The 21,903-nt window shown below is 52.5% G+C and carries 19 protein-coding genes; 3 read left to right on the top strand and 16 right to left on the bottom strand.

Annotated elements, in window-relative coordinates:
• Nucleotides 1-85: 85 nt before the first annotated feature.
• Both KI379_RS15160 and KI379_RS15165 read right to left on the bottom strand, forming a co-directional pair.
• Nucleotides 86-1,483, bottom strand: coding sequence for an FAD-binding oxidoreductase (locus KI379_RS15160; protein ID WP_212984076.1), 1,398 nt, complete (start codon nucleotides 1,481-1,483; stop codon nucleotides 86-88).
• A 228-nt stretch (nucleotides 1,484-1,711) separates the two neighbouring features.
• Nucleotides 1,712-1,852, bottom strand: coding sequence for a hypothetical protein (locus KI379_RS15165; RefSeq protein ID WP_163875666.1), 141 nt, complete (start codon nucleotides 1,850-1,852; stop codon nucleotides 1,712-1,714).
• 208 nt (nucleotides 1,853-2,060) lie between these two features.
• On the opposite strand from KI379_RS15165, the gene KI379_RS15170 reads away from it, so the two are divergent.
• On the top strand, nucleotides 2,061-3,236 hold the full coding sequence (locus KI379_RS15170; RefSeq protein ID WP_212984077.1) for a serine hydrolase domain-containing protein: 1,176 nt from the start codon (nucleotides 2,061-2,063) through the stop codon (nucleotides 3,234-3,236).
• An 87-nt stretch (nucleotides 3,237-3,323) separates the two neighbouring features.
• Here the strand turns inward: KI379_RS15170 and KI379_RS15175 are convergent, their stop codons facing one another.
• The gene (locus KI379_RS15175) at nucleotides 3,324-4,286 is read right to left on the bottom strand and encodes a hypothetical protein (RefSeq protein ID WP_212984078.1); all 963 of its coding nucleotides are present in this window, start codon (nucleotides 4,284-4,286) and stop codon (nucleotides 3,324-3,326) included.
• A gap of 473 nt (nucleotides 4,287-4,759) precedes the next feature.
• Here KI379_RS15175 and KI379_RS15180 point away from each other — a divergent pair, with 473 nt between their 5' ends.
• Nucleotides 4,760-6,340 carry an MFS transporter gene (locus KI379_RS15180; protein WP_212984079.1) on the top strand — a complete coding sequence of 527 codons (1,581 nt, stop codon included), beginning with the start codon at nucleotides 4,760-4,762 and terminating at the stop codon, nucleotides 6,338-6,340.
• 28 nt (nucleotides 6,341-6,368) lie between these two features.
• Here KI379_RS15180 and KI379_RS15185 read toward each other — a convergent pair whose 3' ends face one another.
• The 3 genes from KI379_RS15185 to KI379_RS15195 all read right to left on the bottom strand — a co-directional run bounded on the left by KI379_RS15185 (nucleotide 6,369) and on the right by KI379_RS15195 (nucleotide 8,090).
• The gene (locus KI379_RS15185) at nucleotides 6,369-6,887 is read right to left on the bottom strand and encodes a GNAT family N-acetyltransferase (protein WP_212984080.1); all 519 of its coding nucleotides are present in this window, start codon (nucleotides 6,885-6,887) and stop codon (nucleotides 6,369-6,371) included.
• A 27-nt stretch (nucleotides 6,888-6,914) separates the two neighbouring features.
• Nucleotides 6,915-7,367 carry a MarR family winged helix-turn-helix transcriptional regulator gene (locus tag KI379_RS15190; protein ID WP_089547684.1) on the bottom strand — a complete coding sequence of 151 codons (453 nt, stop codon included), beginning with the start codon at nucleotides 7,365-7,367 and terminating at the stop codon, nucleotides 6,915-6,917.
• A gap of 144 nt (nucleotides 7,368-7,511) precedes the next feature.
• A complete protein-coding gene (locus KI379_RS15195) occupies nucleotides 7,512-8,090 on the bottom strand; it encodes a TetR/AcrR family transcriptional regulator (protein ID WP_212984081.1) in 579 nt (192 codons plus the stop codon).
• A gap of 159 nt (nucleotides 8,091-8,249) precedes the next feature.
• Here KI379_RS15195 and KI379_RS15200 point away from each other — a divergent pair, with 159 nt between their 5' ends.
• Nucleotides 8,250-9,143, top strand: a complete 894-nt coding sequence (locus KI379_RS15200; protein ID WP_212984082.1) for a ketopantoate reductase family protein — start codon at nucleotides 8,250-8,252, stop codon at nucleotides 9,141-9,143.
• A 148-nt stretch (nucleotides 9,144-9,291) separates the two neighbouring features.
• Here the strand turns inward: KI379_RS15200 and KI379_RS15205 are convergent, their stop codons facing one another.
• From KI379_RS15205 to KI379_RS15250, 10 genes are all read right to left on the bottom strand, one after another.
• Nucleotides 9,292-10,017: a YwiC-like family protein gene (locus KI379_RS15205; protein ID WP_212984083.1), complete on the bottom strand. Its 726-nt coding sequence runs from the start codon at nucleotides 10,015-10,017 to the stop codon at nucleotides 9,292-9,294.
• Between the two features lie 55 nt (nucleotides 10,018-10,072).
• Entirely contained in the window at nucleotides 10,073-11,089 is a 1,017-nt protein-coding gene (moaA, locus tag KI379_RS15210) for a GTP 3',8-cyclase MoaA (RefSeq protein WP_212984084.1), read from the bottom strand.
• Nucleotides 11,090-11,132: 43 nt separating this feature from the next.
• Nucleotides 11,133-12,686: a nitrate/nitrite transporter gene (locus KI379_RS15215; protein ID WP_076164550.1), complete on the bottom strand. Its 1,554-nt coding sequence runs from the start codon at nucleotides 12,684-12,686 to the stop codon at nucleotides 11,133-11,135.
• A gap of 160 nt (nucleotides 12,687-12,846) precedes the next feature.
• Nucleotides 12,847-13,494 carry a response regulator transcription factor gene (locus tag KI379_RS15220; RefSeq protein WP_076164548.1) on the bottom strand — a complete coding sequence of 216 codons (648 nt, stop codon included), beginning with the start codon at nucleotides 13,492-13,494 and terminating at the stop codon, nucleotides 12,847-12,849.
• Nucleotides 13,491-14,576 (bottom strand): sensor histidine kinase, encoded by a 1,086-nt coding sequence (locus tag KI379_RS15225; RefSeq protein ID WP_212984085.1) that lies wholly within the window; start codon nucleotides 14,574-14,576, stop codon nucleotides 13,491-13,493. Before KI379_RS15225 ends, KI379_RS15220 begins: the two co-directional genes overlap by 4 nt.
• Nucleotides 14,573-15,037: a GAF domain-containing protein gene (locus KI379_RS15230; protein WP_089547690.1), complete on the bottom strand. Its 465-nt coding sequence runs from the start codon at nucleotides 15,035-15,037 to the stop codon at nucleotides 14,573-14,575. The genes KI379_RS15225 and KI379_RS15230 overlap by 4 nt, the downstream gene beginning before the upstream one ends.
• A gap of 50 nt (nucleotides 15,038-15,087) precedes the next feature.
• Entirely contained in the window at nucleotides 15,088-15,780 is a 693-nt protein-coding gene (gene narI / locus KI379_RS15235) for a respiratory nitrate reductase subunit gamma (protein ID WP_212984086.1), read from the bottom strand.
• Nucleotides 15,767-16,345: a nitrate reductase molybdenum cofactor assembly chaperone gene (gene narJ / locus KI379_RS15240; protein WP_212984087.1), complete on the bottom strand. Its 579-nt coding sequence runs from the start codon at nucleotides 16,343-16,345 to the stop codon at nucleotides 15,767-15,769. Before narJ ends, narI begins: the two co-directional genes overlap by 14 nt.
• On the bottom strand, nucleotides 16,338-17,873 hold the full coding sequence (gene narH, locus KI379_RS15245; RefSeq protein ID WP_076164539.1) for a nitrate reductase subunit beta: 1,536 nt from the start codon (nucleotides 17,871-17,873) through the stop codon (nucleotides 16,338-16,340). The genes narJ and narH overlap by 8 nt, the downstream gene beginning before the upstream one ends.
• Nucleotides 17,863-21,537: a nitrate reductase subunit alpha gene (locus KI379_RS15250; protein WP_212984088.1), complete on the bottom strand. Its 3,675-nt coding sequence runs from the start codon at nucleotides 21,535-21,537 to the stop codon at nucleotides 17,863-17,865. The genes narH and KI379_RS15250 overlap by 11 nt, the downstream gene beginning before the upstream one ends.
• Nucleotides 21,538-21,903 lie beyond the last annotated feature (366 nt).

A 21,903-nucleotide genomic window follows, 5' to 3' on the forward strand; every position in this document is an offset into this window, starting at 1 on the left:
CGCTATTGCATATCTCATCACAAGATAAACAAATCAAAAAGATCGTTCCTCTCATGATGGGGAGCGATCTTTATTTGTTTCAACATTATCGAGTGTGTTCAGTTTGACCGCGGGACTTCTTCCCTACCGGGATACTTTGGGCAAAACGGAATACGTTATGGGGGGCATATTTCCGCTTGACCCGCTTCAGTCTGTTAACATTCACTCCATAATACGCCTTGGGCCAGTTTTTGATTTGCAGATCGGGGAAGTTTACGTAATCCCCTTTGACAAAGGGACGTAACGCTTTGCGGAATCTTGTCACCCACTGGATATTCCGCTGCTGCTCGCCGTCGTTCCTCCATCTTGCCGACAGCTCGTAGACCGTCTCTGCCTTCCGATGTGGATAGGCCGTCGCAGTTGGGGATATCCGGCTTACCGCACTTCCTGCCCCCCCTAAGCTTTGACACCACACAGTAGCGTGCTGATTAGGCGCATTGGACAGAAAATCACGAATCACCCGTACGCCTTTGCGAGGCAGCGGCTTAAACCCGAATGCTCCGGTAATTTTAAACTTCGGCTCCAGGTTGAGATCCCCTTGGGCAAAAAATTGGGTCGCTCCGATAAAAGGGACTGTCCTTACCATCACCTTTACCGGGGTTCCTGTTTGCAGCAAAGGTTGGATTAATCGCCGCAGTTCTTCCGCGCTTCCCAGCAGCTGTCCGGTAGACACGATGGTCCCCACCTGTTTCGCAGCGACCTCGATGGTTGAAGTTAAGCGGTTCGTAACCGCAGGAGCCCAGCGCTGCCAAGCCGAGAATACCTTCTTCAGATCGCGCCATTTCCAGGTGATGCTGTAGATGGTGACGTTCTCGATGGGCCTTACCCGAAACGTATATTCGGTAGCAATCCCAAAGTTCCCTCCCCCGCCCCCTCGTGATGCCCAGAGCAGATCGGAATGTTTCTTCTCGTTGGCGATGATCGGCTTCGCCCCGCGCCGTCCTGAAGCCACAACCATCTTCACCTGTTTCAGGTTATCGCAGGTAAGTCCATACTTTCGCGAGAGCAGCCCGATTCCGCCTCCCAGGGTAAGCCCTGCAATGCCCACATCTGGCGCCGTTCCACCCGGCAGGGTTACGCGCTTGTTCCACAGTTTTCTGTATACACGGGCAAGTGGATTGCCTGTTTGTATGCGGGCCACCATGTTTTTGCGATCCACCTTCACGCTATTCATTTCGCTTACATCGATAATTAACCCGCCATTAACAGACGAAAATCCTTCATAGCTGTGCCTCCCGCTGCGGACTCTAAACCGTACGCCCCGCTCACGAGCCCATTTGACTGCGTTGATAACATCCTGCGTTCGTTGGCAAAACACGATGATCCGTGGAAACTTGGAAAAGCGCCTGTTGTATTCCATTCTGGCCGCATTGTAAGACGGATTGCCAGGTACCACGATTCTTCCGGTCAATGGGGTACCGGCTGTATTCCGCTTTTGTGTCATTATATGTCCACCATCCTCGGTCATGGAGTAAGCTGTACTCATCTGCTTATTCCTATGTCGGGGCAATTGACCTGGCAACGGCATCCGCCTTATAGGCGCTTTGGATAGTAACCTTAGCTTTTTCCGAAAATCATGTCACCTCTGATGTCGTGTATTTAGCGAATCAACATGCAGGAAAGAAAAACGGCTCCGCTTTACGGAAGCCGTTTTTTTGCGGTACTGCTTCACTCAGCAGTTCTTGCCACTCTTCTTGCCTGGATTCATCGGTTGATTTCCCCCGGTTTCAGCCAGCTTCTCTCCAAATTGATCCAGCCGTTCTGGCGAAGATGCAGGGCCATCGTTTTTCGGCTTGTTGTTTCTTCCAGTCATGACGCTCACCTCCATCCATAACATGAGCGCCTGACCTTGTTTTCATACCCTGTTACTTCATCCGAACTTAAAATCGGGTCCTTTTTGCAGATTGCTTTGAACTCGGCACTATACAACCGCTCCAAAAGCGCTTAATATTTTCAATAGCAAGTTGTTTCAAATCCGCAATCGTTGCAGTGAACTTATTCGAGAAGGAGTCCTCAGAGGCATGCTGGAACCAAACATTACCAAGTTATTGAAAAATACGCTGAAAGCAAGTATTGATAACAAGGAGATCGCAGGCGCGAACTTCATGGTGCTCAAGGACGGAAACGAAGTTTTTTACCATGAAGACGGATTAGCTGACCTTGAGTCGGGGCGCCCGATAACAAGGGATTCGATTTTCCGGTTATATTCGATGACGAAGCCGGTGACTTCCACCTCCATCATGATGCTGCTGGAGCGTGGGGCTATCGATTTGTTCGATCCTGTAAGCCGTTACATTCCGGGTTTCAAAAACCAGCAGGTTGAGAAAAACGGCGAACTGGTTCCGGCCAGGCGGGAAGTCAACATTCACGATTTATTGAATATGACATCTGGATTAGTATACGGCGGAACCAACCAAGGCGGACAGCAAACGGATGCATTGTTCCAGGAGCTGGGCAGCCGGTTGAACGGTGATAACCCGATGAGCACACTGGAGTTCGCGAACCGCCTGGGCCAGATCCCGCTTTCGTTCGAGCCGGGCTCGTACTGGCAGTACGGAACGTCGGCCGATGTGCTTGGTGCGGTTGTAGAAGCGGTGAGCGGTATGCGGTACGGACAATTTTTGAAAAAGGAAATATTTGAGCCGCTGGGCATGAAGGATACCGGATTCTGGCTGCCTGAAGCAAAAAGAGACCGTCTTGTGAAAACCTATCAGGATGATGGTGAAGGCGGCTTAAAGCTGTACTCGCACAGCCATCTTGGCATCGCCCATCAACTGGACAGTGATCCTGCATACGAGTCCGGCGGAGCCGGCTTGGCATCCACGATTGACGATGCTGCCAAATTCACGACGATGCTGATGAATCAAGGCAGCTTCAACGGTGTTCAACTGTTAAAGCCAAGAACGGTTCAATATATGACGTCGGCGGCATTAACCGAGTGGCAGCAAAAAGGCTTCGATACGTGGCACACCTTGCGCGGCCACAGCTATGGTAACCAGATGCGCATCATGACCGATCCCGGAAAAGCCGGATTTATCGGCAGCCCGGGCGAATACGGCTGGGACGGCTGGCTGGGGGCTTACTTCAGCAACAGCCCACGGGACGGACTGACGATCTTGTTTATGATCCAGAAAAAAGATGGCGGCACGATGCCAATTACACGCAAGCTGCGTAATATCGTGTTCAGCACCTTGTAAGGGCAAACGAAAGAACCGCACGGGAGCAGAGCTCCATGTGCGGTTCTTTTTTTCACGAAGAATGGTCTAAAGGTGGACAGCTCTCCATCAGGAAGCGCTGAAATCGTTAAAATAGTGCACGCCGTCATGCGCTGTATCGCCAGGTTCGGTTCTTCGGTTGGTGCTGAACCATAGCTTATCTCCGTTCGCCACTCCGACACCCTCAATTTCAAACAGGTCAGGAAATGCCGAAGACGTCACGCGGAACGATAGATTGGGATCCGCCTGGATGGTACCCGAAGCCGTAGAAATATTACGATAAACGAGCACAATGCTGACGTTTTTATAAGTCATCGGAACATAGATCGTGTTGTTATAATAACCGAAGCCTTGGAAAGCATACGAAGTGATATTGGATATCGTGCTGCCGTTGACCTTGGCATCTTCAATATTCAGAGAGAAGCTATTCGTTACATTGATCGTTCCACTGGTTGCGGTTAGCGGCAGCGAACCTCTGTACAAGGCTCGTCCGGATTTGAATAAAAAGTTTATGTTGCTCGCGTCTTTGCTCGTAATTTTCACACCCGACATCGCCTTGTCTGCACCATCGTATTTAATAGTGTAATTGCCTACTTTGTAGTAAGTCGTTCCTACATATTTCAGTTTCACGAGACTCATACTGCCAGCGTTCATGGTGACGACGAACATATAATAATTGCCGTCGTTGGAGCTGAGAACGACATCATTGGCATGGCCGAGATAGGTTGCGTAAGAAGATCCGTTATCCCCGTTGGTCATGAGCGTTGTGGTGCCGTCACTCATTTTGGTGCGATAAATGACCGCTTTATTGTTGTCGCCATTGACTTTTACAGAATAGACGTAGGTTGATCCCACGGCAAATCCCTGAGCGGCATAGCAATCATTGGCATTGCCCAGCGTGGCGACGGTGGAATACGTGTTGTAATATGCTGCACTGGCTGCAACAGGCACCAGCATGGATGCGCAGAGAAGAATAGCGATAAATAAAGTCAGACGTTTGCTGCTCCTCCAAATCTGGGTTATTGCTGCCATCCTTTCCGTAAACCTCCACTTCATACACGGACACCTCCATAAAATTGATGTTATGTTGTCTGTATGAATGAAATCAGTTTCCTACCTGCCAACCTCCATAATATAGAGCAGCTGTTTAATGGACTTCCGGCAAGGAATGGATCGTTCTATTGTAGTTTAACCTGAATCCATGCTCATTCAAGTCATTATAGTCCTAAATCAGGGTAGTTCTGGGCCTAATCCTTTTGTCCCCCTGGTTGTTGTGATTCAAGTAAAATACTTGTAGCGTTACCTCAGAACGTATTCTCATCATCAGACCCGTTTCATAGCTGGTACTCAGATGTAAAATTTCTCCTTGAACCTTACGCAGCGTCATGTCCTAAGATTCAATTGCCGGCAAAAAAATATAAAGGGAGATCGATGATGATGACGAAACGGCAACTTCAACACAGCACACCGTTTTTTAAGGATGCAAGACGAGGAGTGGGTTCAAAATGAGCAGCACATCATACAGCAATGAGCTGAACGCCGGCCTAAAGGAATGGATCGGACTTGCCGTACTGGCTCTGCCCGCCCTTCTGGTCTCGATTGATCTCTCCGTGATGATTCTCGCGCTGCCGCATATCAGCGCCGACCTGGGCGCAGATAGCGCTCAGCAATTATGGATCATCGACATCTACGGATTTATGCTCTCCGGATTTCTAATCACGATGGGGTCGCTGGGAGACCGGATCGGCCGCAGGAAGCTGCTGATGATCGGCGGAATCTCTTTTGCGGCAGCGTCCTTATTAGCTGCCTTTGCTCCAAACGCCTGGACTTTGATTGGAGCACGTGCGCTGCTGGGAATCGCCGGGTCAACGGTCGCGCCTTCGACTTTAGCTTTAATCAGCAGTATGTTCCGCAATCCCAAGCAGCGCTCTCTCGCCATCGGCATATGGATGATGTGCTCCATGGGCGGCATGGCGCTTGGTCCGGTTTTCGGCGGCATGCTGTTAAATCACTTTTGGTGGGGCTCGGTATTCCTGCTTTCCTTGCCCATCATGTTGATTTTGGTCCTTACCGGACCCGTTCTGCTGCCGGAATATCGTCATCCCCAAACCGGCCCTCTGGATGTAACAAGTGTTTTGTTGTCGTTGCTTGCTATTTTGCCGGTCATCTATGGACTTAAACAAATAGCCAAATACGGCCTGCAAATTGTACCATTACTGCTTGTATTCGCTGGCTTAATCTTTGGCGCATTTTTTATTGCGAGGCAGAAAAGGTTGACCAGTCCATTGCTGGATCTGCGTCTATTTGCGAACCGGGGATTCAGCTCCGCGCTTGGAGGCATGTTCGGCATCACATTTACGGGAGCAACGATGCTCTATATCGGGCAGTATTTGCAATTCGTAAAGGGGCTGTCTCCGCTTGAAGCAGGGTTATTTATGCTCCCCGGAGCCATCGCCTCCATGGCCGGGATGTTACTCTCACCGCTTGCCGCACGCCTAGTGCGCCCGGCTCGCCTGATCGGAGCAGGCCTTTTGATCTCCGCGGCAGGATGTCTGTTCCTCACTCAGGTGGGCAGTGATTCCGGCCTCACCTATCTTGTCATCGGGTATGTGCTGTTCAACTTGGGTGCTGCTCCATTACCGAGCCTGTCCAGCGATCTGGTGATCGGCTCGGTCTCGCCGGCAAAGGCAGGATCGGCCGCAGCCATGCTGCAAACAAGCGGAGAATTTGCGTTTGCGCTGGGCATTGCCGTTTTGGGCAGCATCGGCACCGTCGTATACCGCAGCCAGGTGACGAGCTCGATCCCTGCCAACCTCCCGGAATCCTCTGCACAACTCTCTCGCGACAGTTTGACCGGGGCGATCGAGACAGCAAAAAGTCTCACAGTAGAAGCCGGTACTTCGCTCGTCGAGGGGGCAAGCAAAGCTTTTATGGGCGGGTTTCACGCGATTGCAGCGATTAGTGGAGTCATCATGCTTGGTATCATCGTTTTGGTCGCGATCCAGTTCCGTCACTTACGGCCGATTGGAGAGAACCAACCTGTCCAAGCCGAACGTATTCCCGAAACAGAGCATTCCCTGCTCTAATGAATAATGATCTAGAATAGCCTTGGCATTAGGCCAAGGCTATTTGCATAATAAAATCCGTTTGTTCTTCATCACCCATATAAAAAGAGTGCGCACCGGTTTGAACAAAACCTATCTTTTTGTAAAAGTGAATGGCGTTCTCGTTCTTTTCCCAAACTCCGAGCCACAATCTCTTTTTGTTGTGAGTTTTAGCGATATCCATCGCTTGGTTGATTAAATATTGGCCAAGCCCTTTTCTTTGAAACTGGCTTCGAATATAAATCCGTTCAATTTCAAGCGAATCATCGCCCATGGGTTCGGTCTGGGCATCATTCATATTGACCTTTAATAATCCGGCAAGTTCATCTTGGAAATAGACGAAATAGAACTCCGAAGAGCTATGAGCCAATTCTTTTTCCAACTGTTCCTCGTTAAATGCCTTCTCCAAATAGGCCATCAAATTCTCCGGTGAATTCTGGTCTTTAAATGTGTCCGTAAATGTTTCGATGCTGATTTCCCGGAGCCGCGGTAAATCTTCACGGCTGCACTTGGTTATGCTTACTGTCATGTTAGTCGAAGGCTCCTTTGTCGAAAATCAATAACCCCTCTTGTTCCCCTTTTTGACGTATTCCCAATCCACTTCGATATTCTTTCTAACCCTTTGCAGAAGTTGAAAAATGGTATCTGTTTCTTCTTCCGAAAATCCCGCTAACGCGACCCGATTCGAATGATCATGTTCTCTTTGGATAAAAGGATACACCGATTGCCCTTTTTCCGTCGGAAAAAGTTTTTTGATCTTTCGGTTATGCTCGTCCGCCTTTTTCTCAATAAAGCCATTTGTTTCAAGCTTTTGTATGGCACGGGCTGCGGTAGTCCGGTCTACCTTAATCATTTCGGCTAACTTTTCTTGAATGATCCCCGGGCTCTCGCAAATCCGGACAAGATACAAATATTGCCCTTTCGTCAGGTCATATTCCTTAAATTCGATGTTGCTAATTGAATCCAACGCCCTGGCAATCATTCCGATTTCACGCAGAATTTCTTTCATGGGCAGCTCCTCATCCTTTTCAACTGATCAATCGTTCTTGATCCATATTATAATATTTTTATTGCATTTGCAACAAAATGAAAAGTGCGAATGATTCAAGTAGTTATTAGTTAAATACAACATCAGATTGTTTAGAGCGTAACCTTACGGCGCTTTCAGCAGATCCAGGCCGTTCATGACATAGGGGCGAACAATGCCCACAAGTAAATCGGTTCGGTCATTCTCTCCCACCGTTAACCAAGCATGCGCAGCGCCATAAATCGCAGAGGCAGTCATCGCCGAGATGATTTTCGTTTGTCTGTCTTTCATAAAATGAAGATTCCCTCTCCGTAAAATGTTCTCAATGGATTGCTGCAGCAACTGCTTGATTTTCTCATCGACGAGCGATGCAATCGGTTTGGAATCCATTCTGCATATCTGATAAAAATCCATTATGTAGTGGTAAGTCATCATGATCAGCCCGTCACAGATTTCATCCGTAAAGTCGCGTGCATTCAGCACTTGATCAGGAATTCGATCGCGAAAAGCCTGCTCCGTGATTTCTTCCAGCAAAGCGTATTTATCTTCATAATGCGCATAGAAGGTAGCGCGGTTAATCGTTGCTCTTTGTGCGATATCGTTAATGGTTATGGAATCAAAATCTTTCTTTCGGAGCAGCTCCCTGAACGCTTCCCTGATTAACTGGCGTGTGCGCAATACCCTCGGATCCTGCTGATTTACCATATCCAGCCTCCTGTTAAAACATCAAATTTCAAAATGTGTTGTCTATGCAACGTTCCGCTTCATCTGCCGATTGAAAACATTAGCTTGCCATACTATCATCTTACCCAACAGATGTTGCTTAAGCAATCTCTGACTAATTCATGGAAAGGGTAGATCTTGTTGAATACGATAAAAAAGAGACTTTTAATATTTGGCGCAGGTATCGTTGGCAGCATATACGCGCTCCGGTTTGCCCAATCGGGTCTGGATGTCACACTGTTAGCTCGGGGAAAACGGCTCGAAGCCCTTCAAAAGAACGGGCTGCGTTACAACGATCACGGCACGATAAAACAAATGTCGATCAAGACGATCGGGAAGCTTGAGGACGACGATATTTACGATTTTATCTTTGTTCCGGTACGGTTTGATCAAGCCGAATCCGCCCTGTCTGCGATCAAAAATAACCAGAGCCAAACGATCGTCACTTTGACCAACACCGTCAGTTATGAATCCTGGCTTGATATCGTGGGTGACCGGCTGCTCCCCGGATTTCCCGGGGCAGGTGGAGACATGAAAGAGGATGTACTATACGCCCAATTCGGCTCGGAAAAACATCAAGGGACCATTTTTGGTGAAATCAATGGACAGACGAGCGAAAGGGTCAAAGAATTGGCCGAAATACTTGAAACGGCAGGTTTGCATTATGAAATTCAACACGATATGTATGCATTCCATGTTTCGCATGCTGCGGTTGCCGTGGGCAACAAGCATTTCTATACGGACGAGGGTGTGGTCGATCTGGAGACTGCAAGAAGCGAACGCACGCTCAGCAAGATCGCGGCTGATATTAAACAAAATCTTCGCTTGGTCGAGCTGGCCGGAATCCCGGTCATACCGACCGAAACGAAGGCCATGGGGGAAATGCCGGAACAAGATCTTACTGCGATGTACCGCCAGATGCTGAGCAATGATTTTATCATTGATGTCATGCTCGGGGATCATGCTATCAGTCAAAGAGCAGAAATTATGCTGTTAGATGAGAAATTTCATGAAAAGTTTTCTGTGGGGCAATAACACCAGATCGGCTAGCCAGGTTACGGTTAATCCCATGCAACAAGAAGCGGCAGTCTAGGACTTACGAGCCCTGGTCTGCCGCTCTTCATAACAAATAGGCATTTTAGATGAATTTGGTACTGCTGCGTTTTCGGACGGCTTTTTTCGCTTACAGCAGGATCAGCGTTAGAATTACAAATTGCACGGAACCGACAATTTCCATGATGCCTACCCTCATCGGCTTTAACGGTTTGCCGGAGTAAATCCATGTCTTGATCAGCGGATAAACAAATGGCAAGCACATCCAAGGGCTGAGCAAAAGCAGCGGCAGTATCAGCGCGATGAGATGATATACCTTCGCATAGATGGTCCACCGTTTATTTTTCCGCTCACGAAATACGGATTTAACGAAAAAAACGGTTCCCATAAAGTACAGGAAGTTGTACAGCAGAACCTCCGCCAGTTCCCCGCCCCATGTTCCGCCACCCAGCAGATAAGCCGCCGCGCCGGCGGTGCAGAACAGCAGAATGGCGCAAACATCGTTCAGCAGCGCCCGCTCGGACTTTCGCCGCACATGCCAGATATTTACGGCGAGAAGCAGGATAAGTACCGGAGCGAACCAGAACAGCCATAACTCCTGAAGCAGCACCGGAATGAGGCACATAAGGGCCACCGCCGCATAACCTGCACCCCATTTAAGCCACCAGGTCCGCTTGGTCGTCTGTTTTAAAGCCTGCAGCAGCGGATAGGATGACAAATACAGGAACAGCCAGGCAAGGAACAAGGGGAGATGCAGAAGAACGGGGTTCGCCGCCATCATGCCGATGATAAAGGGAATGCTGACCATCGCCCAGCCCCCGTGCTCCCGTGGAATGACCATGCTTATTTTTTTCATACGCCTTCTGCTCCTTTTCCATGGCTGGCTGTTCACGACTTTGGGTTCAGGCCGCTCAGCCGCCGATATAGGACATACCAATCTTTTTCCGGCTCATCGCCGTTTGTTCCGTTCGCTCTTCCGAATACCGGTCTTCCCGCTTCTCCCACACGCCGCGGATGGCCGCAAGCAGCTGTTCATCCGATGCGCCGGATCGCAGCAGGCTTCGGAGATCGAACCCTTTGGAGGCAAACAGACAGGAATACATTTTACCGTCCGAAGACAAACGGACCCGTGTGCAGGAAGAGCAGAATGCCTCCGATACGGACGAGATAAAGCAAACCTCGCTCTCCCCGTCTCTGTAGCGGTACCGTTTGGACACTTCCCCGGGATAACGCGGAGAGACCGGCGTCAGCTCGGCATCGCCACCCAGGCGTTCGAAGATGTCCCGCTTCGTCATGACCTGCTGCATACGCCAGCCGTTGTCGTTTCCCACGTCCATAAATTCGATGAAGCAGAGCGTGATGCCGAGTTTTTTGAAAAAAGCCGCCATTGGGACGATCTCCTGATCGTTGAGGCCTATCTGCACGACCATATTTACTCTAACCTCGATTCCAATACTGCGCGCGCGTTCCATGTTGGCGATAATGACAGACGGCTGAATGCCCCTTCCGTTGATAAGGCCGAAGCGTTCCGGATCGAGCGCATCCAGGCTTACATTCACCCGGCGAAGCCCGGCATGATAGAGGCTCTCTGCCTGCCCCCCAAGCAGTAGGCCGTTCGTCGTCAGCCCGATATCATCAATCCCCGGAATAGCAGCAAGCATACGAATGAGCTCGGTAAGTCCACGGCGCAGCAGGGGCTCACCGCCGGTCAGGCGAATCTTTCGGACGCCAAGCAAAGCGTATAACTTAGCTGCCCGTGTAATTTCCTCAAATGACAGCAGCTGCTCCTTGGGCATGAAGGCATAATCATCCCCGAAGATCTCCTTCGGCATGCAGTATGTGCAGCGGAAATTGCATCGGTCCGTCACGGAAATCCGCAGGTCGCGCATCGGTCTAGCCAGCTGATCCAAATGGGGGTTCGCCGCCATGTTTCCTTCCTCCTTCGTATAGCCGTACATGCTTCAGCCCGCTTTATCCTTGCAGCTGCGGACTGCTTTTCAGCTTTGAGCTTCCGCCTCCATAGCGGTCGTTTGTAGGCTTGTTCGTAATATCGCTGAACGTTCCGACATATTGGATAACGTCTCCGGCATCATCTTTAACTGCATTAATGATTAATAACTCTAAATACTCCTCGCCATTTTTTCGACGGTTCCAGATCTCCCCCTGCCAGCTTCCCCGCTCCTTGATTTCCGCCCACATGGTGCTGTAGAAATCACCGGATTGACGGCCGGACTTCAGGATGCTCGGATTTTTGCCGATCACTTCCTCCTCCGTGTAGCCCGTCAGCTTCGTGAATGCCGGGTTCACGGCATGGATCTTTCCGCTCAGGTCCGTCACGAGAATGCCTTGCCCTGTGGAATTGAACACCTCCGAGGAAACGGCCAGTTTATCTTGATAAAACATCCAGACAACGATGACAAGGCTGGCGAGCGCTACCTGGGATAGCGCCATGAACCCGATGGAATACTGCCCGGTCACCGAATGAATGAAGGAAAGCATCAGCGGCGGGAAGAAGCCGCCAAGGCCGCCCATCATCGACACGATCCCGTTCACGATCCCCGCCTGCTTGTTGAAATACAGAGGCACCAGTTTAAAAATGATCCCGTTGCCAAGTCCGGCGCCTACCGCGATGGTTAAGCAACCCACGGTATAGAGGCCGATCGACGGAGAGAACGCCAAGATGATGGCTGCAATCGTAAGCCCGACGAATACACCCATTAGCAGGAACAGCGGCTTAAAACGGTCCGCCAGCCACCCGCCCACCGGTCGCAGGAAGGTCGCCACCACGATGAAACCGGCCGTGCGCATCCCCGCATCCACCTTCGCCAGCTCAAAATTCGTAACCAGGAAGTTGGGAAGGTATACCGTAAACGCAACGAACGAACCGAAGGTAATGAAATAGAACAATGAAAAATACCACAGCTTATCGTTTTTATAGACGCCTTTGATCTGCTCCATGAGCGGCGTTTTGACCTTCGTTTCTTTGCGGTCACCCAGGAATACGTTCAGCACCGCAAACGCGAGCAGCAGAATTAAATACAGCTGGACGGTACGCTCCCACCCGATTTGCGTAGCAATGACAGGTGCGGCAAAGGTGGTAATGGCTGTACCGACATTGCCCATTCCATAAATTCCATTGACCAAGCCCAGCTTTTCTTTCGAATAATATTTAGGGAGCGAGGTGACACCGACCGAGAAGACGGCTCCTCCGATACCCAAGAACAGGCCGCCGATCACAAGATGCGTAAAGGATGTGGCCGTGCTGATAAAATAAACCGGGAACAGCAGTAGAATAAAGCTTGCGATAAACACGATCCGTGCACCCAGGACGTTGGCGTAGTATCCCAGCGGCAAACGGAGCACCGAGCCAAGCACCACCGGGATCGCGGTCAGGATCGCCAGCCGGTCGGCCGGGATGGATATGTCCTCCCGAATGAACGGCAGCAATGCGGAAATGATGACCCATACCATAAATCCAAGCACCAAATTCATCGTCTGCAGCGGCAGCTGCGCTTTTTTGATCATTTCAACCACCTTTTCTGAACATGATAAATGGCTGACTTCATTGATCCCCATGCCTTATTGTACGTGACGATATTCACAAAGATAATAGGGAAGTTCCCTGAATTCGTCAGGGGAACTTCCCTATATTCTGTGGCTGGAACACCCGGTATCCTTAAAAATGCTAGAAATCCAGCAGTTTTTTCTTTAGTGCATACTCCACCAGCTCCGGCCGGCTTTTCAGGTTCAGCTTCTCCATAATTTTGGCCTTATGGGCCTCCACCGTTTTGACGGAGACATACAGCTTCTCCGCAATCTCTTTGTTGCCGTAGCCTTTGGCGATGAGCGGCAAAATCTCGATTTCCCGTGGGGAGAGGCTGTTAAACGGATCGTTGTCCGCGCTCTCGCTGTCCTTTTTAATATACTCCCGAACCAGTGACGTGGCCATTTGCGGATGGATGTAGGTTCCTCCCTTGTGCACCATCCGGATGGCCGAGACCAGCTCTTCATCCGGCGCGTTTTTGAGCACGTAGCCGGAGGCGCCGTTTTTCAGCACATGGAACAAATAGTCGTCGTCATCATACATGGTGAGGATCAGTATTTTCGTATTCGGAAAATCATTGCTGATCTTGCCCGTGGCAATCAGACCGCTCTCGCCCGGAGGCATGCTGAGGTCCATCAGCAGCACGTCCGGTTGGTGCTTGGCCACCATGGCGTAAGCCTCCATTCCGTCAGCGGCCGTCGCGACGACTTCCATATCCTCCTGGTAGTTCAGAATCATGGAAAAGCCGCTCCGGACCACCGCATGATCATCCGCTATGACAATTTTCATCGTGTATCGGTCTCCCTCTCCCTCTCGTTATCCTCTGAACACGGAATGCGCAGCTCCACCTTCGTCCCTCCACCGATGGCCGAATACAGCATGAACTGGCCGCCGACAAGCTCGGCGCGCTCACGCATCCCGTATAAGCCGAGGCCGGTGCCCTTGGCTTCATTCTCATTCATATTGAATCCGGTTCCGTCATCCTTGACGGTCAGCTGCAGGACCCCGTCCTCTTCGCATAGCCGGACATGCACCTCGTCGGTACCGGCGTATTTCAGCGCGTTCAGGACGGCTTCCTGGCATACGCGGTAGACCACGGTCTCGATCTCGCTGCTGTATCGGGCTGCGGACAGCTCCGCCGAGAAATCGACGAGCAGGCCGTAGTTTTTCTCGATCCATTTGAAATGCGAGCGGAATGCCGCTTCCAGTCCCAGGTCATCGAGCGAGGCCGGCCGCAGCTCCACGGACAAATGGCGGATGTCGTCCAGAAGCCGCGTCAGCGACACTTCGGTCTGCTGCAGCTTCTTCAGTACATCTTCGCCAACCTCCATATATTTGACCACGCGCAGGTCCACAAGCGAGCTGAGCAGCTCCTGGGCGACACTGTCATGCAGTTCCCGGGAAATCCGCTTTCGCTCGTCCTCCTGCGCTTTAATGACGTATTTCAGCAGATTCGAGCGCTGGAGCATTTCCTGCGTCTTCTGCTGTTTAGTCAGGTCCAACAGCATGAGCACGCGGATTCCCCGCTCCTCGTCAATGGTATGATAGCTGGCTGCATAAGGGACGACGCCTTCGCCCCGGGTTTGGAGATAGACCTGGAACGAGGAAAAATCCCCTTTCGGATAGTCCAAATAGCATTTGGAGCACGAAATCTGGTCTTTTTCATCCGTGTAGCCCTTGCAGGCCTGGCAGAAGGAATCGTCGACGCCGGACTGCATCCGTTCGATCACATCGATATCCAGAATGTTCTCCGCGGCCGGGTTCATGGCGACGACGCTACCTTTTTCATCGATAAAAAAGATCGCCTCCATGCTGTTCGCATACATCTTCTTCAGCAGATCATTTAAATGTTCATCTGTCATCCGAATCAAGGCTGTCCCACCTCCCCCGCATGAAAAGCGCCAAATTCCCTGCCAAGTCCCTCCTGGAACTGGTCGAAGGCTGCTTGGGTCAGGCGGTTCTCTGCACGGTAGCCCACCAGCAAGACGCCTTGAACCCGCGCTGCTTCCCACAGCGGGATGGCCCCGAGGCTCTTCAGCTGCTCCGCCACGATGATCGGATAATTAAACAAATCCCGGGATTCGATATCGGTGTTCACATTTTGGATCAGCATCGGCTTGCCGGTTTTGAACACGATGCCCGCAATGCCTTTCCCTGAATGCAGGATAATCCGCTTATAGCGATCGTTCATGTTGCCGGAGGCATATTGCCAGGTCAATACGAATCGGTCCTCAGCCGGCTGAACCAGAGCCAGGGACACGAAATCGAATTGAAACCGGTCCCGGAGCTTTTCGATTTCCGCTTGGTATTGATAGTTCGGCTGATTCTTCATGGCCATAGCTCCCCTTGATGTAGAAAAGAAGGCTGTTCGCCTTCTTTGGTCTACGATTCATAATTGCGGTGCTTCCTATAAAGGATATATCTTCTGCCTACATAATTCAACGGAACGCTCCATACGTGCACGAGCCGGGTAAAAGGCCACAGCGCGAAAATCCCGAATCCGGCCAGAATGTGAATCTTGAACGACAGCGGCACATTCATCATCAGCGCCGCATCCGGACGCAGCATAAACAAATCCCGGAACCAGACAGAAATGCTCTCCCGGTAGTTGAACTCCGGCTGAACAGCGTTCGTCACCAGCGTGCTGTACATGCCCATGAACACGATGAACAGCAGCAGCACATTGACGATCATGTCCGACGCGGAGCTGAGCCGGCGGACATGACGGATCGTGAACCGGCGCGAGGTCAGCAGAATCATGCCGCTCAAGGTCAGCAGGCCAAAGGCGCTGCCGATATATACCGCGCCGATATGGTACATATGGTCGCTGACTCCCGCCGCTTCCATCCACGATTGGGGAATGACCAGGCCGGCGACATGGCCTCCGATCACGGGGATGATGCCCAGATGGAACATCAGGCTGCCCAGCCTCAGCTGCTTTTTCTCGATAAACTCACTGGACTTGGCCGTCCAGTTGAACTGGTCGGTACGGTACCGGTAAATATGTCCGACGACAAACACCGCGAGGCACACATAGGGGAATATGACCCATAGAAACTGGTTAATCATGCTCATGCGCCTCCGTTTCCTGCTGGATACATGCTTTAAATGTTTCGCGCAGGCCGCGGATCAGATGAGCGTACGGACTGCCGGACTTCTCCAGCGCCTTCAGCAGATGGTAGGTGCCGTCCTTCATGACCGCCAGCATGAGATCCAGGCTCTCTGCCGCTTGCTTTTCATGCCCCTGCCAGTTGGCCGCATAGACGAATTCGCACATGAGGGGCAGGTAATCGGACAGCTCGGAGCCGGCGATATCGAGGCCGTACAGCTGATACGTCTCCTTGAGCTTGGCCAGCATTTGCCCCCTGTCCCGGCTGTCCTCAAATTTATGGAAGGTCATGTACAAAGTCGTTTTTTTCTGAAAATCGAACGTCTGAACGTACATCTCCTCGATCTGCTCCATGCTGTATTCATGCATCAGGTCCCAGAATGTACGGACCGAAGGATAGGCCGGATGTTTGGAGTCCAGCGACTCCGCCAGCACAGACGGGTGGAAATCCAGCTTCTCCGGGTAAGTCAGCATCTGGGCGAAAAATCCGAATACGGTTTGATCGTTCTGCAGCTTTTCGAGATTAATCACGCCAGATCCCCCCATAGAAATTTTCTTCGTACAGTTCCTTGCCGGTTTTGCCCTGCGGGCTTGCCGGTCCGCAGCCGCTGCAGCCCATGCTGAAGCCTTCGAGGCCTTGGGAGCGGTACACATCCATATGGCTTTCTTTGTGCGATGTCGGTACAACAAACCGGTCATCGTATTTGGCAATGGCCAGCAGCCGGTACATCTGCTTCATTTGACCTGCCGTCAGGCCGACCCGCGCCAGCCGCGCTTCGTCAAATTCGGCACCGGACGACTGGGCCCGCATGTAGGAGCGCATCATTGCCATCTTCTGCAGAGCATCCTTCACCGTTGTCGTATCCCCTGCCGTCAGCAGGTTGGCGAGGTACTGAATCGGCGTGCGCATCTCCTCGATCGCCGGGAAGATCATGTCCGGATTTTCGATCGAATCCCTGCCTTCAAAGTAGTTCATGATCGGGCTGAGCGGCGGCACGTACCATACCATCGGCAGCGTCCGGTACTCCGGATGAAGCGGGAAGGCCAGCTTGTATTCGATGGCGAGTTTATAGACCGGCGAGTTTTGGGCTGCCTCGATCCATTCCTCGGACAGTCCGTCTTTGCGCGCCTGCTCGATCACCGCCGGATCATGCGGATCAAGGAACAGGCTGCATTGCGCCTGGTACAGATCCTTTTCATCCGGCATCGAGGCCGCTTCCTGCACGCGGTCGGCGTCATACAGCATCACACCCAAATACCGGATGCGGCCGGTGCAGGTCTCCGAGCATACCGTCGGCAGCCCTGCTTCGATTCTTGGAAAACAGAAGGTGCACTTCTCGGCCTTGTTCGTTTTCCAGTTAAAGTACACCTTCTTGTATGGGCAGCCGGTCATGCAGTAGCGCCAGCCGCGGCAAGCTTCCTGGTCCACGAGCACGATGCCGTCCTCGTCCCGCTTGTACATTGCGCCCGAGGGGCAGGACGCCACACAGCTGGGGTTCAGGCAGTGCTCGCACAAGCGGGGCAAATACATCATGAACGTCTGCTCGAAGTTGAACTTGATCTCTTCCTCGATCTTTTCGATATTCGGATCCTTCGGACCCGTTACATGGGCGCCTGCCAGATCATCCTCCCAGTTCGGGCCCCATTCCAGGTTCATCGTTTCGCCGGTCACCGCCGATTTCGGGCGGGCCACAGGCTGATGCTTCTTCTCACCGGAGTTGGTCAGATGCTCGTAGTTATAGGTCCATGGCTCGTAGTAATCCTTCATTTCCGGCATATCGGGATTGTAGAAAATTTTGCCGAGCGCGATTTTGGACAGCTTGCTGCCGGATTTCAGCTGCAGCTTACCCTTTTTCAGCGTCCAGCCTCCCTTGTATTTCTCCTGGTCCTCCCAGCGTACCGGGTAGCCGACGCCCGGCTTCGTTTCCACATTGTTGAACCACATATATTCCGCGCCCGGGCGGTTCGTCCAGGTGCTCTTGCAGGTGACGCTGCACGTATGGCAGCCGATGCATTTATCCAAATTCATGACCATGGCGACTTGCGCTTTAATCTTCAAGCCAATCCACCTCTTTCATTTTGCGGACAGCCACGTACACATCCCGCTGATTGCCGATCGGTCCGTAGTAATTGAATCCATAGCTGAGCTGGGCGTAGCCTCCGACCATCTGGGTCGGCTTCACGTGAATTCGCGTCGGTGCGTTGTGACTGCCGCCGCGGTCCTTCGTGATTTCCGAGCCTGGCACGTTGATGTGCTTATCCTGCGCATGATACATATACATCGTGCCTTTCGGCATCCGGTGGCTGACGACGGCACGGGCGGTGACGACGCCGTTGCGGTTGTAGACTTCCAGCCAATCGTTGTCCTGGATGTCGTTTGCCGCCGCATCGTCATTGTTGATCCATACCGTCGGCCCGCCGCGGAACAGCGTCAGCATGTGCAGGTTATCCTGGTATGTGCTGTGGATGTTCCATTTGCCGTGCGGCGTCAGATAGCGGAGCACGAGTGTGTCTTTACCGCCGGTAATCTGCTTGTCGCGCGGACCGAATACCATCGGCGGCAGCGTCGGCTTATAGACCGGCAGCGCTTCGCCGAATTGCAGGAAAATTTCGTGATCGATATAGAAATGCTGTCTGCCCGTCAGCGTCCGGAAGGGCACATGCCGCTCGATGTTCGTCGTGAACGGCGAATACCTTCTCCCCATTTTGTTCGAGCCGCTGAACACCGGCGTCGGGATGACTTCCCGCGGCTGGGCCGTGATGCTCTGGAACGTGATGCGCTCCGCCGCGCGGTCCGCGGAGATGTCTTTCAAGCTTACGCCGGTGTCATTCTCCGCCGACTCCCAGGCTCGCTGTGATACTTTGCCGTTCGTCGCCGAAGAGATATGAAGAATGGCGTCCGCCGCATTTCTGGCGGTATGCAGCTTTGGCAGGCCGTTTTTGATCGTGTCGTCGTCATAGCTTCCGTTCATGCGCTTCAGCTCTTCGTACTCCTCGGCCACCGAGAAGCTGACGCCGTGCGCCCCGATTTTGCCTGCCGCCAGGCTCGGGCCGAGCGTCACGAATTTATCGTAAATTTTCGTATAGTCGCGTTCGACAACGGTCAGGTTCGGCATCGTTTTACCCGGAACCGCTTCGATCTCGCCTTTGCGCCAATCGAGCACCTTGCCGTATGGCTGGGCGATTTCGCTGATCGAATCATGCGCCAGCGGGCTGGCCACGAGGTCCTTATATACGCCGGGAAGATGCGTTTTGGCCATCTCCGAGAAGGTTTGTGCAACCGTCCGGTAAATGTCCCAGTCCGAGCGCGATTCCCACAGTGGATCCACCGCCGGATTGAACGGATGGACGAATGGATGCATGTCGGTGGAGGACAAGTCGGTTTTCTCGTACCAGGTCGCTGCCGGCAGCACCACGTCGGCATACATCGGCGTCGAGGTCATCCGGAAGTCGAGCGCGACCAGCAGATCCAGTTTACCTTCCACGTTTTCGCGCCACACCATTTCTTCCGGCTTCTCGTCTTCGTTCGGCGTCGAGAGCAGGCTGTCCGAAGCGCCAAGCAAATGCTTCATGAAATACTCCTGCCCTTTGGCGGAGCTGGAAATGAGGTTCGAGCGCCATACGAACAGCGAACTCGGGAAGTTTTCCGGCGCATCGGGATCTTCGGCGGCGAACTTGGTATCTCCAGAGACGATTTGCGTTAACGCATGCTTCACGATCTCCTCGTTGGTCGTCTTCCCACGGCTGGCCGCTTCCTCCGCGAAGGCCAGGCTGTTCTTGTTGAACTGCGGATAGGACGGCAGCCAGCCGAGTCTCGCGGCAAGGACGTTATAATCCGCCGGATGCTGGTAACGGATGTCCCCGCCCGTAGGCGATTTCAGGGAATCGGCACCCATTTCTTCGTACTTCCACTGGTCGGTCGCAAAATAAAAGAACGACGTCGCATTTTGCTGCCGCGGCGGCCCCTGCCAGTCTTTGGCGAAGGCGATTGTGGACCAACCCTCGATCGGGCGGCATTTTTCCTGGCCGACGTAATGTGCCCAGCCGCCGCCGTTCACGCCTTGGGAAGCCGTCAAAATGACCAGGTTCAGAATCGAGCGGTAGATCGTGTCGCTGTTGAACCAGTGGTTGATGCCCGCGCCCATGATGATCATGGAACGGCCGCCGGTATCCAGCGCGTTTTGCGCGAATTCCCTGGCAATCTGCACGACGATTGAAGCCTTCACGCCGGTAATCTTTTCCTGCCAGGCCGGGGTGTAGAAGGAATCCGCATCGTCGTATCCGCCCTCCTGTGACTCGCTGTCGGTTGAGACAATACCGTATTGGCTTAGCATCAGGTCGTATACCGTCGCCACGAGGCGTTCGGTCCCGTCGGCGAGCTGAATCTTCTTCGCCGGGATTTGGCGTTCGAACGTGCCGTTGGCGTTATTGTCGAAGAACGGGAAGCAAATCGTCTGCCGCTCTGCTCCCAGGGATTCCACGGAAAGCGCCGGCGAAATGACCGATCCGTCCTCGCGTTCCAGCATCAGGTTCCACTTCTTGCCTGGCTCCCAGCGCTGCCCCATCGTGCCGTTCGGAACCGTGATTTCATTTTTGTTTTCGTCGTAAATCACCGGCTTCCACTCCGCATGCGGGGTCGTATCACCCAGATCGCTTGCGCGCAGGAAGCGACCGGCCTTATATCTGCCCTCATGCTCATCCAGCAGAAGAAGGAACGGCATGTCTGTATACTGCTTGGCGTAATTCAGGAACATCGGTTCCTGACGATCTTGATAAAACTCTTTCAAAATGACATGCGTCATCGCCTGAGCGACCGCCGCATCCGTTCCCGGATTCGGGGCAAGCCAGTTATCGGCGAACTTGACGTTCTCCGCATAATCCGGCGCTACCGATACGACCTTCGTGCCTTTGTAGCGCACTTCCGTCATAAAGTGGGCGTCCGGCGTCCGCGTTAAAGGCACGTTCGAGCCCCACATGATCAAGTATCCGGCATTGTACCAATCGCTGGATTCCGGCACGTCGGTTTGCTCGCCCCAAATTTGCGGGGAAGCCGGCGGCAGGTCGGCATACCAGTCGTAAAAGCTCAGCATTTCGCCTCCGAGCAGAGAAATGAATCTCGCTCCCGATGCGTAGCTGATCATCGACATGGCCGGAATCGGGGTGAAGCCGGCAATGCGGTCCGGTCCGTATTTGCGGATCGTATAGATCAGCTGCGCGGAGATCAGCTTGGTCGCATCCGCCCAGGAGACGCGTACATGACCACCTTTGCCGCGCGCTTTTTTGTAGGTTCTTGCTTTTTCGGGATCTTCCACGATGCTGGCCCAGGCTGCGACCGGGTCGCCATGCTGGTTCAGCGCTTCATTCCACATGTGCCACAGCTTGCCGCGCATATACGGATATTTCACGCGGAGTGGGCTGTATTCGTACCAGGAGAACGAGGCTCCGCGCGGACAGCCGCGCGGCTCGAATTCCGGCATATCGGGTCCGCAGGACGGATAATCGATCTGCTGATTTTCCCAGGTGATGATGCCGTTTTTTACAAACACCTTCCAGCTGCAGGAGCCTGTACAGTTCACGCCGTGCGTCGTGCGCACGACTTTGTCATGGGACCAGCGCTTGCGGTACATGTCCTCCCAGTCCCGGCTTTTCTCTTCAAGTACGGACCAGTTGTCCGAATAGCTTTCCAATCGTTTGAAGAACTTCAGTCCCTTCTTCCGTTTCATAGGACGGTTCAACTCCTTTACGTGAATGACCATGATCGGGGAATCAATGTGTCGTCCATTCGTATGACTTAATTATGAGAGCCTGCTGCTGCGTTTGGTATCAGGGAAACTCCTATATCGGGGCGAGAAATCCCTTGGTTGGGGAAGGGAGCTGGAGCTTGCCTTTTGTGGAGTACAAAGGCTATTTTAAAACTCGGGAGGTACCTTCTACACTTGTCCATGGTGTGGGGATGGATTCCGGGTTCCAGCCGCTGCCTAAATCCGCGTTCCCTAGATTTGATAGGGATGTAGGAACACGGATTCAAAGGCGGCACGTAAACTTTCCACCCCGAATCCATTCCCTGTTTGGAGATACAGTTACGAAAG

It is taken from the genome of Paenibacillus cineris (assembly GCF_018333335.1).
Taxonomy (GTDB): domain Bacteria; phylum Bacillota; class Bacilli; order Paenibacillales; family Paenibacillaceae; genus Paenibacillus_AQ; species Paenibacillus_AQ favisporus.

Excerpts from the sequence above, each read along its gene's own strand:
- KI379_RS15165 (WP_163875666.1), bottom strand. The coding sequence starts at position 1,852 with ATGACTGGAAGAAACAACAAGCCGAAAAACGATGGCCCTGCATCTTCG.
- KI379_RS15205 (WP_212984083.1), bottom strand. The coding sequence starts at position 10,017 with ATGAAAAAAATAAGCATGGTCATTCCACGGGAGCACGGGGGCTGGGCG.
- KI379_RS15220 (WP_076164548.1), bottom strand. The coding sequence starts at position 13,494 with ATGAAAATTGTCATAGCGGATGATCATGCGGTGGTCCGGAGCGGCTTT.
- KI379_RS15160 (WP_212984076.1), bottom strand. The coding sequence starts at position 1,483 with ATGACACAAAAGCGGAATACAGCCGGTACCCCATTGACCGGAAGAATC.
- KI379_RS15190 (WP_089547684.1), bottom strand. The coding sequence starts at position 7,367 with ATGAAAGAAATTCTGCGTGAAATCGGAATGATTGCCAGGGCGTTGGAT.
- KI379_RS15170 (WP_212984077.1), top strand. The coding sequence starts at position 2,061 with ATGCTGGAACCAAACATTACCAAGTTATTGAAAAATACGCTGAAAGCA.
- KI379_RS15185 (WP_212984080.1), bottom strand. The coding sequence starts at position 6,887 with ATGACAGTAAGCATAACCAAGTGCAGCCGTGAAGATTTACCGCGGCTC.
- KI379_RS15175 (WP_212984078.1), bottom strand. The coding sequence starts at position 4,286 with ATGGCAGCAATAACCCAGATTTGGAGGAGCAGCAAACGTCTGACTTTA.
- narI (WP_212984086.1), bottom strand. The coding sequence starts at position 15,780 with ATGAGCATGATTAACCAGTTTCTATGGGTCATATTCCCCTATGTGTGC.
- KI379_RS15180 (WP_212984079.1), top strand. The coding sequence starts at position 4,760 with ATGAGCAGCACATCATACAGCAATGAGCTGAACGCCGGCCTAAAGGAA.
- KI379_RS15250 (WP_212984088.1), bottom strand. The coding sequence starts at position 21,537 with ATGAAACGGAAGAAGGGACTGAAGTTCTTCAAACGATTGGAAAGCTAT.
- KI379_RS15195 (WP_212984081.1), bottom strand. The coding sequence starts at position 8,090 with ATGGTAAATCAGCAGGATCCGAGGGTATTGCGCACACGCCAGTTAATC.
- moaA (WP_212984084.1), bottom strand. The coding sequence starts at position 11,089 with ATGGCGGCGAACCCCCATTTGGATCAGCTGGCTAGACCGATGCGCGAC.
- KI379_RS15230 (WP_089547690.1), bottom strand. The coding sequence starts at position 15,037 with ATGAAGAATCAGCCGAACTATCAATACCAAGCGGAAATCGAAAAGCTC.
- KI379_RS15215 (WP_076164550.1), bottom strand. The coding sequence starts at position 12,686 with ATGATCAAAAAAGCGCAGCTGCCGCTGCAGACGATGAATTTGGTGCTT.